Origin of the sequence: Sphingobacterium sp. UBA1897 (assembly GCF_002337775.1) — a bacterium.
Classification (GTDB): domain Bacteria; phylum Bacteroidota; class Bacteroidia; order Sphingobacteriales; family Sphingobacteriaceae; genus Sphingobacterium; species Sphingobacterium siyangense.
Window position 1 is genome coordinate 58,251 of record NZ_DDGR01000029.1, and the last position, 16,192, is coordinate 74,442.

A 16,192-nucleotide genomic window follows, 5' to 3' on the forward strand; every position below is an offset into this window, starting at 1 on the left:
CATCTTGAGCCACGCCAGCATTCTTCACATCTAAATGTCAAAAAGAGTAAAGTACGCTATTGCAATTTAGTACGCAGTTACTATGATTATACTAAATTGCAGCCGACTTTCGATCAGATCATTGTGCTCATAGCTAAAAATCTTATCTTCGTACTCATGGCCCATATCAATCTGACCTTCTTTGAGCATGTCAGATAAAGCCTTCGATAGATTGAACAGATTACATTGATAAAACCCAATCATCTATGATCCCAATAGTATATAGACGAGCAATGGAAAGTGATTTGACTTTTCTTTTAGATCTACGATTAAAGACAATGACCCAACATTTTATAGCCGCTGCTTTACCCACAACGAGGGATTCACATCTACAAAGAATTAAATACAAATTTGAACATGCTGCTATCATTGAATACAACCATATCCCTATCGGACTTTTGAAAACCGAGAAAGGACGGGCTCATATCGAGTTGATTCAAATACAGATCGATCCCCGATACCAAGGGAAAGGGCTAGGAAAAAAGATATTAAAAGATCTTATAGATGAAGCAATTTACGAAGGGAAGTCGATTTCATTACATGTATTAAAAACCAATAAAGCGCAAAAGCTCTACTTTAGTCTTGGTTTCGAAATTATCGGAGAAGATGAGCATTCATATCATATGAAGTACTCAGACAAGGATAAGATTTTAAAAAACAGGTCGGCTCTTTAACCGACCTGTTTTTTCATTACTTTTCAATAGACGACATATCGATTACAAAACGATATTTCACATCACTATCCAATACTCTTTGATACGCCTCATTTACATAATCGATATCAATCATTTCTGTTTCGGGTAGAATATTATGTTCAGCACAAAAATCGAGCATATCCTGCGTTTCCTGTATTCCCCCGATGCTGGAAGCCGTTAGGATCTTATTTCCCCCCATGATTGAGCGTCCATTAATTTCCATGGGTGCAGCTGGAATCCCCACGCAAATATAAACTCCTTTTGTTTTCAATAATGCAAGATAGAGATTATAGTCATGTGGTGCCGATACGGTATCAATAATAAAATCAAAATACGAGGAGAATTCCTTTATTTCATCAGCCTCATGGGTGTTTAAGAATTTGTGTGCTCCAAGTAGAGCGGCATCGTCCTTTTTGCGTGGTGAATGGCTTATCATTGTGACTTCTGCCCCCATTGCCACTGCAATTTTAACAGCCATATGTCCCAATCCGCCTAAGCCCAACACGCCAACTTTATGCCCCTTGCTAATATTCCATCTTTTTAATGGCGAATAGGTGGTGATTCCAGCACAGAGTAGCGGTGCCACCTTTTTAATATCCAAAGATTCAGGCACATGCAGAACAAAGTCTGCATCCGCAACAATATTATTGCTATAACCACCAAAAGTAAAGCTGTGATCATGCATCACATCTTTACTGTTGTACGTCCAGACGGTCTTTTTTTCTGAACAGAACTGTTGTTGGTCTGACTTACAGTTATCGCATTCGCCACAAGAAGCAACCATACAACCGACACCCGCCAGGTCACCTTTTTTGAACTTAGTCACCCCAGGACCAACTGCACTTATCCGACCAACAATTTCGTGCCCAGGAACAATTGGGTATTGTGTTCCACCCCACTCATCATGTACTTGATGAATATCAGAGTGACAGATCCCGCTGTACAAGATATCTATTAAAACATCGTTTGCACCAAGCTCTCTCCTTTCAAACTCCCAGTATTCAAGTGGAGAACTACTGTCTTTCGCCGCATAACCTTTCGACTTAATCATATTATCTTTTTTTATAGACCACAATTTGGATACGAAGATATCTTCGATCCCCTATTTACGCTGTACTAAGTTAGCGGGTATCGATGACGAATAAAGAAAGGCAGGCACAATATTGACACTGCGCAAACAAAAAAACAAGTTTAAACATAGAACTATCCGCACAAGACCATGTATATTTGAGTTCATATAAATCACTTCAATGAAAAGAACCAGTCTAACGCTAGCAATTATTTGCTTAACATCAATGGCCTTCGCCCAAAAGATAAGCTACAAAGTGAACACGCAAAATTCGACAATCAAATGGAATGCGAAAAAAGTTGTCGGGGGACATGTGGGAACAATCAATATACAAGATGGAACGGTACAGACAGAAAAGGGGAAAATTACCGGCGGTGGTTTTACCATAGATATGAATTCCATGGCTTGTACTGATGCTCCTAAATTGACCGGGCACCTAAAAAATGAAGATTTCTTCAATGTGCCTACCTACCCCAGCAGTAAATTTGTCATCAGTAAAGTTGATAATAGCAAAGGTAATCCAATCATAACGGGTAATCTGACGATTAAGAATAAAACAAAATCGATCTCCTTTCCAGCAAAAGTCACCACAACTGCAGACGGACTTTCTGCTGAAGCTATAGGAGTTAAGGTAAATCGACTGGACTTTGATATACAGTATCGTTCAGCAAGCTTTTTCTCCGACTTAGGCAATCGCGCCATCGATGATGAATTCACCTTAGATATCGTGCTTAAGGCTGTAAAATAAAAACTTCGTAGGAGCCATTTGTTAATACAGGTGGCTCTTCCTTCACTACATAATCGCGCCGAGAATCGATGCAATTTACTCAAAATGATTTGACACACGGGCTACTTAAAGCTGTGATGTCACCTTATATCGACACGGAAAATCCAACAATTATTACACTTATTCTTCCTCAGAAATAGTGCATTAGCGCAGTACGACCGCATTAAACAAAGACTCTATTAAATTAGATTTGATTCAAATTGCACTTTGCAAGCCATAAGATTGATGAAAGTAAAGTTTTAAAATTATCTTTAAACTCGCTAAAGTAAGGTTAGACAAATTATATATGGAGAAAATAAAAACTTTTCAACAGCACGAGCTTAATAGAATTAGAAAAAATTGGAGTGAAAGTGATCTCGCATTTGAAAAGTTGGGAAGATCTTCTAATATATCCGATTATTCGGATCGGGAGATCAATGAAATGCTGCTCGGTGTATATAAAGACAGTAAACACCTTATGGTCGATGAAGGCTACTTTATTGATCTCTCGAAAGCGCATAAAGCCAGTTGTATTTTGGTTGATGTATCCTATTCAAGACGTATCAAACCTGCTCCAAACAGCATACTTAATCTTCAGGATATCCGTAATTTTTACATTGAAGATTATTTTATAGAGACGAAAGAAGCATTCTCCAACAAAACTAAACATAAGATAACGGGTTATCTCAAAAAGATCGGCGGTATCAGTTTGGGTAAAGGGCAATACAATTATCTGTATTCTATTCCGAACGATTTCAAAACATTTTTCGGTGATACACCGGCCGATCTGTTCTATCCTATACAACGTTATATCAACGGGTTATTTTTTGACGACGATTATCGAATTTCAGATTTTGAAGTCATCAGTAAGATTGTTATCAGTAAGACATAATTCCGATTGCCGGAGCAACCGCTCCAGGTTTCTTAATTGATAATCTCACCATCATTCTGATCTAGTTTATCACGAAATTTTTCAAGTTCCTGAACACCTAGTTTTATCCATTCAGCAACCTCACCTATAATTTTTAATGGAAATTCAGATCTATAGGAACGTGTCGGATTTCCGGGAAACTTCTGGTCCGTCAGATTAGGGTCATGCTCATAATAACCGGTAGGTTCAACAATAAATACGCGCTCGCTGCGCTCACCTTTTGCCAGGGCCGCTGCAAGTCCGGCCCCATTCATCATACCTGTAAAATAAATATGATTCATTTTGAAGTCGGCTTGATAGTTGGAATTGAAGCCTGGAACCAATAAATCGCCGATTTGTGCATCTGCTTTTGTACCGTGATAAAAAGGTCCCTTATCAAAGGGAATGTTCTTAAAAGAAGAGGCCAACCTTGCATATTCACTTGCCATTGCTTCTTCTCCTAAACTTGTGTAACAGGCACAAATCTTCAAATACATTCCGGGCAATGCACTGGTAGTCCGATCATCACTGATTACCAATGCGTGATCTAAGGCTATGTGCAGCCATTTTAAACGATCCGACACCGTTTTCTGCTGCCGAGATACAAAATAGGCTGCAATAAACTTCTCATGGTCATCGCTTGCCTCCCGATAACCCTCTGTAAAAAAAGACAGGGCTTCATCGTATTTACCGTTTTCTTCCAATTGTATGCCTTTTAGGCAAAGTTTGACAACCCCGTTAAATGGTAAAAATTCCATCGTATAAATTATTATCTATTCAACCGAATATTATCCTCGCTGTAGTTATAATTGAACACCCTTAGTAACATCAGGACTTAAGGAAGGCTCGGTATGTAAAAAGCCAGTTATTAAGAATAACCAGCTCTTCAACAAAATTGTTCTCTTATTTTCAATATTTCTCGCTGGAATCCCGAGAACAGTTGACCTCCAGAGAGCAGCTAAATTATCCGATAGTCGGTCTCTTTAGAATGCAATATTGCCCTTGTGTATCAAGGAAGTCACCGGTGAAATACGAGAAACTGCTTCAGCGGAACAACTTGCCTCAACAAAAACCATGCTTGCTTCATCACCCACTTTCGGCCATTGTTGATTTCCATTATTGTCCAAAGGCAATTTGTAGCGTGTCGCGAAAGCGAGTGTTCTAGATAAGCCGAATTCTGTTCCATAACCATAAAGCTCAGCAATAAGATTCGCTTTCTGCAGCATGTTTCCCGAGCCAAACGTATTCCAGTGATCCTGAATATTGTCATTTCCAATCAAAACCTCCACACCATATTTCCGAAGTGTCGGAATAGGCATAATCATATTGCCAAAGGGCACAGAGGACACAATTCCTACACCCGCCTCTGCGAGACGTGCCGCAATTTTTTCGGCTTCTACATTTGTGAGACGACTAAGTGCAAAAGCATGGCTAACAAAAGCTTTCCCTTTTAATTGAGGGTTTTCCAATGTACGGTCGATCAAAAAATCGATTGTCTTCATACCACTTTCTCCCATTTCATGGAGGTGTATGTCAATGCCCTTATTGTTATCAAGCGCCAACTGCGTAATCTGGCCCATACTTTTTTCGATACTTCCGTCCAAAGAGTACGGATCTACTCCACCTATGAAACTAACAGCATCCAGTTTTGCAACATCCTTCAAAATGGGTAAAGTATCTGTATAATAAAGGCCATGCTGTGGAAAAGCAACCAGCTCCGCTTCTACCGTGTCTTTTTTCGATGCCAGTGCCTTTTCCAAATTTGTTAACGATTTTAGTCCAGATGTTGGATCGACATTGAAATGTGAACGAATAAAATCAGTTCCGTATGCCTGCAGAAAACTCAGCATTTTGCCCGTTCTTTCGACTGAGGTGCTTAACCATTCTGGGATCATCTTCTGCTCATACGCGATCATATCTTTTACGGTATGCCGTGTTGGCGATACAGCTTCCCATGGCAGACCAAACAACATTTTATCCAAATGGGCATGCATATCCTTAAAAGCCGGCAACATCAAATGTCCTTTTGCATCGATCGCATTAGCATTTGCAGTATTTGGTTTGATTCCTTTGATCTTACCCTCTTCAACTTCAACACAGAATAAAGCCGTATTTGTGCTTATAACTTCCTTTCCATCAAACTCGAATCCTGTCTCAAGCCGTACGTTTTTTAAAATATATGTTTTAGCTTTCATATTTATTTTGATAATATTCTTTTTCTTGTTCTCTAAAATTTACTGGACAATAGAAACGGTATTATTTTTCCACATTTATTATTCAGTATCACCAGAACAAAGGTCGCAATGATTCTCCCTGATCTTTTGCAGAATACATCTCGATATTTGAACAATTTATCACAGCGCCGACTTTTGCTCAACAGTATACATAAGGTGAAACTACCACGAATGTACTTTCAGCCAGCATGAGACCAATGAGAACGACACTTAAAATACACTGTAGTAATAAATTGTCCAACAGATGGAATGAAAACCACATTGTAAAAACAGCCTTAGCTACTATTTTTGTATTAAACATCGAAGCTTCTTCGGCTTTATCGAAAAAATTATAGCACAATAAAATGATGAAAACAACTTTAATACTCCTGATAATGATGAGCATAACAAATTCGTGCCGATCGGCATTAACAGAAAACTCATATACCGAAAATTCGTCCCAGGAAGAAATTATTAAATTGGTCACCAAAAATGACTTAGAGGGAGTGAAAAAAGCGCTAGAAAATAATGCCAACGTGAATAGTGAAGATACGAATAAACGTTCTATTCTACTTATCGCGACAAACAACGGAAATATTGAAATGGCTAAATTATTGGTAGAGTATGGTGCCGATGTCAACCTTCAGGCCGACAATATGGACAGCCCATTTTTATACGCAGGAGCAAGTGGGCAAGTTGAACTCGTCAAACTTTTCTTATATCACGGCGCTCGCTTTGATTTATTTAATCGATATAATGGCACAGCTTTAATCCCGGCTTGTGAACGTGGATATGTAGAAACGGTAAGATTATTGGCCAATACCAAAAATTTCCCATTGGACCATGTCAATCGTTTAGGATGGACTGCTTTGATGGAAGCAATTGTACTCGGTGACGGAAGTAAAAAATATCAGGAAATTATTCAGATTCTAAAAGATGCTGGGGCAAAATTGGATATTCCTGACTTCAATGGCACAAGCCCTTTGCAACACGCAAAACAAAGAGGCTTCAAAGAAATTGTTAAGATACTAACATCAGAAATATAAAGGTTCATCTTCCTTTAAATAACTTAAATTTGAATAAAATTTCAAGCAGTATCTCACTATGCTATCTGATTTTTCATTCTCAATGGCTAGTTTTGCAATATGCAGCATAAAATAATAGACAAAGTTGCTTTAATTAGCATTAAAGATAGGAAAATCCTGAGCACACGTTCCAAGACTAAAACAAAATTTTACTTTCCTGGTGGTAAACGAGAGAATAATGAATCCGATATTACCTGTTTAAAAAGAGAAATACTGGAGGAGCTTTCTGTGCACATCGTCGAAGAATCAATGCGCCTTTTGGGCACCTTTGAAGCAATCGCCGATGGACGAAATCAAGGTACGCTCGTAAGAATGATCTGCTACTTTTCTGATTTCGAAGGAGTATTGCATCCAGCGAATGAAATCGAGACATTTGAATGGTTAACCTATAAGGACAAACATAGGACTTCTGCCGTAGATCAGATTATCTTTAGCCGATTAAAGGAAATGAATCTTATCGATTGATAGAACAGATGAGCGTTGTTTCTCATACCAAAATATCAGACAACGCTTTTCCGTAATGTAATAACCGTAATTTCAGGCCAAACACCTATCCGACCTTTTAGGCCGTGAAAACCAAAACCGCGGTTGACATAAAGATATTTTCCTTGTTTTTGATAGAGTCCAGCCCACTGTTTATAAAAATATTGAATTGGACTCCATTTTAACCCAAATAGTTCTATCCCAAACTGCATACCATGCGTATGTCCTGCCAGCGTCAGATGGACATGTTGGTCATAGTCCAAAGTAACATGATCCCAATGTGAAGGATCATGAGACATCAAAATTTTGAAGGTATCCGCGTCCAATCCAAGGGTTGCTTTAGCAAGATCACCATATTGATGAAACCCTCCTTTCCCCCAATTCTCAACTCCAATTAACGAAATACGCTCACCTTGCTTTTCTATTGCTATCGATTCATTTAGCAGCAATTTAAATCCCATTTCATGATGAATTTCCTTAAGCCTATTCAAATTTAAGGCTTTTGATTCAACACTTTCCCATTGTACGTAGTCCCCATAATCGTGATTTCCAAGGACTGAAAACTTGCCCGAAGGAGCTTCTAATCGGTTGAAGTCCGAAACCCAGGGTTCCATTTCGGAAGCTTTATTATTGACTAAATCACCCGTAAACAATACCAGATCACTGTTTTGTGCATTTGCCAATTCGATACCTTTACGTACCCTTTTGATATCAGATAAACTACCAGAATGAATATCCGATAGCTGCGTAATTTTAAAACCGTCAAACGCCGTAGGTAGATCAGGAAAACTCAATACTTCCTCTCTCACTTTATAAAAATAACGACCTTTCGTTAAACCGAAAAAAATAACCAATAACATGGCCCCCGCCAAAAACAATACAATCTCACTCAAAAATATACTACGTGGAGGAAAGGAACGAAAAATACGCATCAGATCTTCAACAAATAAAAAGGGAACAGCAAGCAATTTTGGTATGAAAACAATTAAAAATGCTGTAATCAGACTTGTTGCTGTCTCCTGGACATCATAACCCGCTCTCCGCAAAAAAATTAATGTAAAAACACCAAAAAACAACAGGATATCAATCCCCCAATACATGTTCTGCCAAATCGAACCACGAATAACCGTACTGAAAGCCTGAAAAAAATAGATATCACCCAAAACAAATAAGAATAATATCAGTAAAAGTCTCTTTGCCATATTAACTAAAATATTGATTTTAAATTGCTAATGATATGCCAAAAGAGATTTTTGAGCTATTACAGCCCCTTTCATCGTAAATAGTGATGTCTATGTGACAATTGAAACTTTTTGCACTCCAATCAATCAGAAAACTATCCATAGTTTCCTCCAAAACATGTCAAGATGTCTGATTATCCCATAAATGAACCCAACCGAGATACTGCTTATTACTCCAAAATTCCAGTCTTTTGCATACATGCTCTCATTTTTTGGTAGGTACGCTCAATGTCTTGATCTAGACCAATGGAAAACCTGATCAATCCATCGGAAATACCCATCTTCAAACGATCTTCCTCAGGAATTTCTGACGACGTAGAGCTACCCGAACAGGAGAATAGGGTCTTATAGAATCCTAGGCTGACAGCTAAATACCCTAAATTTTCAGCCTGCATCAGTTCCATTAGTTCATTGGCTTTTTCGGTTGTTTCCACGTCAACTGTCATTAAGCCACCAAAACCATAGGTCTCATGCATCATAGTTTTCATTAGTTCATGATCTCGATGCGACTGCAAGCCCGGATAAGATACCTTTAATCCATCTTTCTCAAACCGTTCGGCAAGATACATTGCATTATAACTATGTTGTTTCATCCGTATATGAAGTGTTCTTAAATTCTTCAATATACTTGCCGAACGTAAGCTGTCCATCGTTGGCCCCAATAACATACAGGCACCTGTGTTCACATTTTTCGTTTCATTAATAAACTCCTGACTTCCACAATAAACCCCACCGACTGTGTCACTGCTGCCATTGATAAATTTCGTTAAACTATGAATAACAATGTCCGCTCCCAAAAGTGTTGGTGAGATGGATAATGGAGAAAACGTATTGTCGACAATCAGTTTTAGCTTGTGTTTTTTACAGATGGCCGAAAGTTTTCTTAAATCTGCCACATGCAATAAAGGGTTGCTCACACTTTCACAATACAACACTTTTGTATTAGGTCTTATCGATTTTTCGAGTTCTTCGACATCATTAATATCCAAAAATGTCGTCTCAATCTGGAAAGGCGGGAGAAAATTTTTAAGAAAGGCATAAGTTCCACCGTAGATTGTCCTACTTGAAATGATATGGTCACCACTTTTACATAGTTGTAAAAGAACTGTTGTAATCGCTCCCATCCCCGAAGATGTTACATTGGCCGCAGCGGTATCCTCCATTTTTGCTAAGGCTTGTGCCAAATACAAATTCATGGGCGACGAATGCCTTGAATAGAGATAACAGCCTTCCGCATTCCCTTCAAATGTGTCGAACATTTTTTTAGCCGAAAGAAAAGTATAGGTAGAGCTATCAGAAATTGACGGGTTCACACCTCCAAACTCACCAAAGTATTGCAAATCTTGAATTTCATTTGCTGCATTAAAATTTTCCATGTTTTTATCTTTAAAATTGAGATATTTAAAATTATATTACAAGTAATTTTACTTATCTTAGAATATAAATCTATTATATAACCAATAATTAGTTAAAACATCTAGCTGATTTAAAACGAGCTAGTAAAAACCAAAAAAAAAATCTATGCAATTTGACGAGATTGACCGTAAGCTATTGCGTTTTCTACAGGAAGATGCCAAACAAACGACCAAAGAACTCTCCTACAAACTGAGCTTGTCCGTAACAGCGGTCTATGAAAGAGTACGTAAACTCGAAAATACTGGAATTATCACAGGCTATGTCGCCATACTTGACAAAAAGAAAATAGCAAAAGACTTCCTTGTATTATGCCACGTAAAATTAACACAGCACAAAAAGGAGTATATCTTACAATTTGAAAAAGAGGTCATGAACCTTCAGGAGGTAACAGAGTGTTTCCACGTGAGTGGCGACTACGACTATATCCTAAAGATTTGTGTCCAGGATATGGCAGATTATCGCAGTTTTATGTTAACGAAATTAACGAGCCTACAGCATATCGCAAGCACCCATAGCTCATTTATGATCGCTGAAGTGAAAAATACGATTGCAATTGATCTGTAAGAAAATTTAAACCAAAACACCATTTTTTGATGCTATTGCTTCCGGAAGATCCTCATCTCCCACCATTTGCAACACATCAATTTCTATGGTTCGACAAATCGAAAGCATAGGCACATCAAACATGAGTCCTCCAAAAGGATTTTCAGTATAATCGCCGACCAATTCCATCACAATATAAATCCATCCAATTACCACACAAAAAGGAATACTCGTCCATATCCCCCAGTCGCCCAATTTCGCAAATTCATTTACTAGGCCCAATGGGAGCAGAATGATGAGAATAACATTAAAGACAAATGCTGTACTGGCAAACTGTCTCGGTGAAGGAAATTTTTTGATTCTTTCTGCCTGACCTTGATAGTCGTAAAATTGATTCAGGCAATTCTGCAGTTGCGTTTGGTTAAAATCCGAAATGATTTGATCATTTTTCAATGCATTAACTTCCTTTGCTTGTTTAGAAATCAAATACGTTGCAAAATTTTTATAGGTGCTCTGCAACTTAAACTCATCTGTAGAAAGGTATTTGCGCAAAAAAATCGATGTTCTACTGTAATCAGGAAAGCCAGCCTTTATCAGTCTGTTCCGTTTAACATTCATTGAACCAAAGTGTTTTTTCAAACTGACATGCTCCCATTCTGTCGGGATCAACAACTGCTCACGAAAAGTATATAACCAAGCTATATGGCGATAGGCAATCCTTTTCCTCCGCTCCTCCAAATCGGTATGATCACCATCTTGAGTATCAAAGGCATATAACATTGCCGTGAAAGAACGACTTGAATTGACAATCCCACCCCAGATTTTCCGGGCTTCCCAAAGTCTATCATAGGCCTGATTATTCTTAAACCCGACATAAAAAGCCTCAGCGGTTCCAATCAAAGCCAATGGCACCCAAGGAATTATCATCCACTGCCAATTAAAAAAATAATAGATGACCGCCACCAGAGAGCACCAAAGCGTCAGCCATATTAAATGTGCGCCCGCTAAATTAAATATTTGTCGATGGTTAAAATACTTGGTTGTGATCATAAAAATTAAATATCTTCCTTTAATAAAAACGTTATGAAAGTACAATTTAAATTGTAACTGTCCAATACGCTAAATTGTTTTCGGCACGATGATATTTTATCTCGCTCATTTTTATAACAATAAACCTCGTCGCTTTATATGGCTTATCCTTAAATTTACGGCTTCCATCCCTAAAAGGTTTCCTTATATCCAAAAAAATTGAAATAAGCCACCAGCGAAACTAGTTTTGAATAATTATTCAAAATTTATGATCAAATTAATTACTTTCAGTCTTATCACCTTTCTCCTTAACAACTTCCTGTTCGCCCAAACCGCCATTGTTGGTAAAGTCTCGGATCAATATGGCGCGTCGATCCCCTATGCTTCATTAGCCTTTCGTGCGTTAGATGTAAGGAAAGATTCTCTCATTGAAAAAATAACAGATGAACATGGAAATTTTCAGTTAACGCTTACCGAAAAAGGGACTTACCTCGTTTCGATTCGCGTGGAAAATGTACTCAAAACGCAACATAAAATTGAAATTAATGACCTTAAAGCCCCGCTAGCGTTCATTGTCCCAAAATCACTACTATCCAACCTCATGTTAGATGAAGTAACAGTAAATAAGCGCAAACCAACAATACAGCGAAAAATTGACCGCCTCATTATGAATGTAGCACAAACCGCCAATGCTTCTGGAAAATCGGCTTTGGAATTATTTAAAATGGCTCCCGGGGTATTCGTTAACAATGGTCAAATCTCCATTAATGGGGTTGTAGGAACACGTATTCTTGTCGATGGCAAAAGTATTAACCTCGCGGGAAATGATCTCAGGAACTACCTTCAAACCTTGCGTTCCAACGACATCCAATCCATTGAGATTATCGCACATCCCTCGGCAGAGTTCGATGCAGAAGGCAGTGGTGGTATCATCAATATTGTGCTAAAAAAGCAAGATAAACAGGGACTCAATGGTTATATTGGCAATGACTATGCAATTGGGCTTGGAAAATATGTAACGTACACTCCTTATGCAGGTTTGAATTATCAACTAGGTAAAGTTGGTTTAATGGCAAGTTATTCCCATAGTCGTGCAAAGTCATACGAGGAACTAAAACAACGACGAGATTTTCCAAATCAGGGATTATATCAGCAAGAAACGGAAAACACTCAGACCAACAAAAACGACCGTATACGGCTTGGTGCGACCTATGATTTCACGGGGAAACAATTTCTAGGCTTTTCCTACACCGGTCAATACAGCAGTTTCCTTGGACCATCCACGGCGCATTCGACAATTACCTATCCCGATGCGGCAAAAAACATCCGCTCGCAAGGTAGCTTCCCATCTGAATCAAAATCTAACTACCAAAATCTCGGTTTAAATTATGTTTTGGAAACAGACAGTTTACATTCGAAATTCAGCCTTGTTATCGATTATACAAACAATCAACGAAACGGAAATAGTATCAGCAATAGTGTCGATTTCGATGCGAATGGTAACATACGCAGTGATACTTTGTTCAGATTGGATTATCCCAGCAAAGCAAAAATTTTTACTGGCGACGCAAAGTATAATTGGATAACTAAATCTGGAAACAATTTATCAATTGGTATAAAAGCGACCGCGACGGATATCATGAATACCAATCGATACCAGGTCTTTCATCAGGCCTGGATGCCAATGCCTGCCCTTGATTTCCAGTTCAATTATGAAGAACGAATTTATGCTACCTATGCAAATTATACGGGAAAATGGGCCCAAATAGATTATCAATTGGGATTAAGAGGCGAGAAATCCAATATTCAAGGACAACTTTTGAGCGAGCAAAGGGACAAACTCGCACAAGGCTATTTCAATTTGTTCCCAAGTATTTTTTTAAAGAAGAATTTAAACTCGCAGGGAAGCAATTATGTATCACTTACCTACAATAGAAGAATTAAACGGCCCTCATATTTTGATTTAAACCCTTATAAATATTATATAGATAATTATTCCGTACAGACAGGAAATCCCTTTCTGAAACCGCAGTTCACAAATTCGTTCGAAATTAGTGGATTATGGAAAGAAAAATATTATACTGCTTTGAACTATTCCCATACCAAAAATGCGATCTCGCAAATTATACGCAACCAGGCAGAAGAAGAACTGTTAACGATTATTAAAGACAACGCGGGGACTCAAGGAGTATGGACGGCCACTCTGAGCGCTCCCATTTCATTGCTACCCTGCTGGTCAAGTACGAACACGATTTTATTCACTCATACACGTTCAACTTCCCCCTATTTTAATCTAAAGAAAGCTTCTTTTATATTACAGACAGAACAAGAAATTTCCTTTGGCAAAGGATATAGTATAAATCTGAATGCTTTTTACACCCCCCAAATGTTACTTGGAAATATTGTTACTAAAGCCATCGGCTCCGTTGATCTAGGGATTCAGAAAAAATTAATCAAAGATCAATTGGTTGCCAAGGCAAATATTAGCGACATCTTTTTTACCAATAATTATCGGGCGACAAGTTATTTTAACAATACTAAAATCTGGATAATGCACAGGGAGCAATCGCGTGTATGCTCCATTTCTTTACTATATAACTTCAAAACCGGCACTACCTTTAAAGCAAAACGAATGGAATCAAGCAGTATGGAGGAGAAAGGAAGATTATAAATGTACCGCTATTTTTTATCTTTGCGGCTCAATGAGCCGCAAAACTGAACTATCTAAGGATTTATGAAACAATCTCGACTTAATCAATATATCACTAAAGCAGATACATTTTTCAGGAAGCAGGATTTCGATACTTTTTATACAACGAATGTACGTATCCTACTTCATTTTGGAATGTGGTTTACATTTACCCTGCTCCTTTTCAGCAACTACTATTACGTAACTGGAATATCCTCAAACCAATCAATATTTTTGTCAACGCGTGTTTTATTGTCTTCTCTTGTTGTCTTTTATCTATTTTTCTACTTGGTTATACCTTACGCGAGGAACTTAAATTTATGGATATTACCTTTCTTAACTGCGCCAATATGTATTCTTATTTGGTTATTTATCAATAATTTGTTTTATGTGCTAGCTTACAAATATGATTTTGATATTTCTAATTTGTATCCATTAATGGGCAAGGAAAAGGACTTCATTCCCAACCTGTGGTCCGTATTCAGCTTTAAAGCAGTGTTATTAAATGCATTGTCGGTTATCTATTCATTGTCTCCTTTTTTCTTTACCAAAATATTAATAGACATCAGAAGAATAAATAAAGACCGAATGCGAATCCTGGAGCAGAAGTCAAAATTGTTATTGGAAAATATTAGCGTAGAAAAGGCTTTTTTAAAAGCACAACTCAATCCACATTTTTTATTCAACACGCTCAACAACCTCTATCGTTTGACGCTAAAAAAAGACGACACAGCACCTGAGGTCGTATTAAATTTATCCGAAATTATGGGGTATACACTATACGATTCGGATGCAGAATACGTCTCCTTAGCTAAAGAGCTGGATTTTATAGAGAATTACTTTTCATTGGAAAAAATGCGTTACCCAAAATCATATCAGATTGAACTAAATATAGAGGGGCTAGCGCATGCTCACGCTTTAACGATTGCTCCGTTATTGACCTTCACCCTTATCGAAAATGCATTTAAATATGGGCTGAAAAACGAGGAAAAATCCTTTGTCATTCTTACTATTCATGTCAGCAAAGATCAGGTTGCCTTTAAAATAAAAAATGACAAAGATGTATTCAATACCGTGAAAACACCTAGCTTTACGGGTATCGGTATTAAAAATTTACAAAAGCGTTTACAATTGATTTACCCAAACCAAAGCGACCTTCACATCATAGATAGCTCCAATGAATTTAGCGTTGCATTGAATATCGCATTACAACATGATTGAAAAATATAGTTGCATCATCATCGATGATGAACCTTTAGGCATTGAACTTATTACTGATTTCGTCGAACAAGTACCTTTTTTGGAATTAAAAAAGACCTTCAGTAGGCCACTGGAGGCAATGGCTTTCTTGCAGGAAAATCCCATCGATATTGTGTTTAGCGATATTGAGATGCCCCGCTTAACTGGTTTAGATCTGTTGGAAACGCTGGCCCAAAAACCTTACTTTATTTTTATAACTGCCCATCGACATTTCGCCATTGACGGATTTGAAAAAGGTGCCGTAGATTACCTTATTAAACCCATTCGATTTGAACGCTTTTTGAAAGCTACAAATAGAGTAAAGGAACAAATATCACCCTTTAACAAACTAAATAACCACCCAATAAAAACAGAACGAATTTTTATAAAAAGTGAAAATAAATTTATAAAGATTCTGCTTAGTGATATTCTATATATTGAAGCTCAGGGAAACTATTTGAATATTGTCACGTATACCAGTGCACATCAAACCCTATCTACCCTTAAGGCGATGGAAGAAATTTTACATAACACCAGTTTCTTTCGAATTCATAGAGCATTCATTGTCAATACAGATAGCATACAATCGTTAAATGGAAATATAGTCCAGCTTTCAAATGGAAAAACTATCCCCATTGCGAGCAATAAAAAAGATCTCTTATATGCGCTTTTAGGATTAAATTAGATCGATTATAGGCGATACGCATGCTGAAAACTTTGGTTGATCCCGCTATCAAAACAAGTATAAAGCACTATTGTATATTGTTACTCGTTT

General features: G+C 37.7%; 15 protein-coding genes. 9 read left to right on the plus strand and 6 right to left on the minus strand.

The window, feature by feature from the left end; all coding sequences use genetic code 11:
* Positions 1 to 245: 245 nt before the first annotated feature.
* Positions 246 to 713: a GNAT family N-acetyltransferase gene (locus tag B4N43_RS20420; RefSeq protein ID WP_286736029.1), complete on the plus strand. Its 468-nt coding sequence runs from the start codon at positions 246 to 248 to the stop codon at positions 711 to 713.
* Between the two features lie 16 nt (positions 714 to 729).
* Here B4N43_RS20420 and B4N43_RS20425 read toward each other — a convergent pair whose 3' ends face one another.
* Positions 730 to 1,785 carry an NAD(P)-dependent alcohol dehydrogenase gene (locus tag B4N43_RS20425; RefSeq protein ID WP_075992814.1) on the minus strand — a complete coding sequence of 352 codons (1,056 nt, stop codon included), beginning with the start codon at positions 1,783 to 1,785 and terminating at the stop codon, positions 730 to 732.
* A 199-nt stretch (positions 1,786 to 1,984) separates the two neighbouring features.
* On the opposite strand from B4N43_RS20425, the gene B4N43_RS20430 reads away from it, so the two are divergent.
* Both B4N43_RS20430 and B4N43_RS20435 read left to right on the plus strand, forming a co-directional pair.
* A complete protein-coding gene (locus B4N43_RS20430; protein ID WP_075992815.1) occupies positions 1,985 to 2,551 on the plus strand; it encodes a YceI family protein in 567 nt (188 codons plus the stop codon).
* Positions 2,552 to 2,876: 325 nt separating this feature from the next.
* A complete protein-coding gene (locus tag B4N43_RS20435; RefSeq protein ID WP_286736030.1) occupies positions 2,877 to 3,461 on the plus strand; it encodes a hypothetical protein in 585 nt (194 codons plus the stop codon).
* A 32-nt stretch (positions 3,462 to 3,493) separates the two neighbouring features.
* On the opposite strand, the gene arr is transcribed toward B4N43_RS20435, so the two are convergent.
* Positions 3,494 to 4,237: an NAD(+)--rifampin ADP-ribosyltransferase gene (gene arr, locus B4N43_RS20440; protein ID WP_286736031.1), complete on the minus strand. Its 744-nt coding sequence runs from the start codon at positions 4,235 to 4,237 to the stop codon at positions 3,494 to 3,496.
* Between the two features lie 225 nt (positions 4,238 to 4,462).
* Entirely contained in the window at positions 4,463 to 5,674 is a 1,212-nt protein-coding gene (locus B4N43_RS20445) for an amidohydrolase (RefSeq protein WP_286736032.1), read from the minus strand.
* Positions 5,675 to 6,087: 413 nt separating this feature from the next.
* Here B4N43_RS20445 and B4N43_RS20450 point away from each other — a divergent pair, with 413 nt between their 5' ends.
* Both B4N43_RS20450 and B4N43_RS20455 read left to right on the plus strand, forming a co-directional pair.
* On the plus strand, positions 6,088 to 6,738 hold the full coding sequence (locus B4N43_RS20450) for an ankyrin repeat domain-containing protein (RefSeq protein WP_286736033.1): 651 nt from the start codon (positions 6,088 to 6,090) through the stop codon (positions 6,736 to 6,738).
* Positions 6,739 to 6,837: 99 nt separating this feature from the next.
* Positions 6,838 to 7,242 (plus strand): NUDIX hydrolase, encoded by a 405-nt coding sequence (locus B4N43_RS20455; RefSeq protein ID WP_075992819.1) that lies wholly within the window; start codon positions 6,838 to 6,840, stop codon positions 7,240 to 7,242.
* 35 nt (positions 7,243 to 7,277) lie between these two features.
* Here the strand turns inward: B4N43_RS20455 and B4N43_RS20460 are convergent, their stop codons facing one another.
* Both B4N43_RS20460 and B4N43_RS20465 read right to left on the minus strand, forming a co-directional pair.
* Positions 7,278 to 8,462 carry a metallophosphoesterase gene (locus B4N43_RS20460; RefSeq protein ID WP_088161732.1) on the minus strand — a complete coding sequence of 395 codons (1,185 nt, stop codon included), beginning with the start codon at positions 8,460 to 8,462 and terminating at the stop codon, positions 7,278 to 7,280.
* A gap of 209 nt (positions 8,463 to 8,671) precedes the next feature.
* The gene (locus tag B4N43_RS20465; protein WP_145326850.1) at positions 8,672 to 9,877 is read right to left on the minus strand and encodes an aminotransferase class I/II-fold pyridoxal phosphate-dependent enzyme; all 1,206 of its coding nucleotides are present in this window, start codon (positions 9,875 to 9,877) and stop codon (positions 8,672 to 8,674) included.
* A 145-nt stretch (positions 9,878 to 10,022) separates the two neighbouring features.
* Here B4N43_RS20465 and B4N43_RS20470 point away from each other — a divergent pair, with 145 nt between their 5' ends.
* Entirely contained in the window at positions 10,023 to 10,481 is a 459-nt protein-coding gene (locus B4N43_RS20470) for an Lrp/AsnC family transcriptional regulator (protein WP_286736034.1), read from the plus strand.
* Positions 10,482 to 10,487: 6 nt separating this feature from the next.
* On the opposite strand, the gene B4N43_RS20475 is transcribed toward B4N43_RS20470, so the two are convergent.
* On the minus strand, positions 10,488 to 11,510 hold the full coding sequence (locus B4N43_RS20475) for a bestrophin family protein (RefSeq protein ID WP_075992821.1): 1,023 nt from the start codon (positions 11,508 to 11,510) through the stop codon (positions 10,488 to 10,490).
* A 247-nt stretch (positions 11,511 to 11,757) separates the two neighbouring features.
* On the opposite strand from B4N43_RS20475, the gene B4N43_RS20480 reads away from it, so the two are divergent.
* The 3 genes from B4N43_RS20480 to B4N43_RS20490 all read left to right on the plus strand — a co-directional run bounded on the left by B4N43_RS20480 (position 11,758) and on the right by B4N43_RS20490 (position 16,102).
* Complete coding sequence (locus tag B4N43_RS20480) at positions 11,758 to 14,160, plus strand: outer membrane beta-barrel protein (RefSeq protein WP_286736035.1); 2,403 nt, start codon at positions 11,758 to 11,760, stop codon at positions 14,158 to 14,160.
* Between the two features lie 63 nt (positions 14,161 to 14,223).
* A complete protein-coding gene (locus B4N43_RS20485; protein ID WP_286736036.1) occupies positions 14,224 to 15,399 on the plus strand; it encodes a sensor histidine kinase in 1,176 nt (391 codons plus the stop codon).
* Positions 15,392 to 16,102, plus strand: a complete 711-nt coding sequence (locus tag B4N43_RS20490; RefSeq protein WP_286736038.1) for a LytR/AlgR family response regulator transcription factor — start codon at positions 15,392 to 15,394, stop codon at positions 16,100 to 16,102. Before B4N43_RS20485 ends, B4N43_RS20490 begins: the two co-directional genes overlap by 8 nt.
* Positions 16,103 to 16,192: the final 90 nt, after the last annotated feature.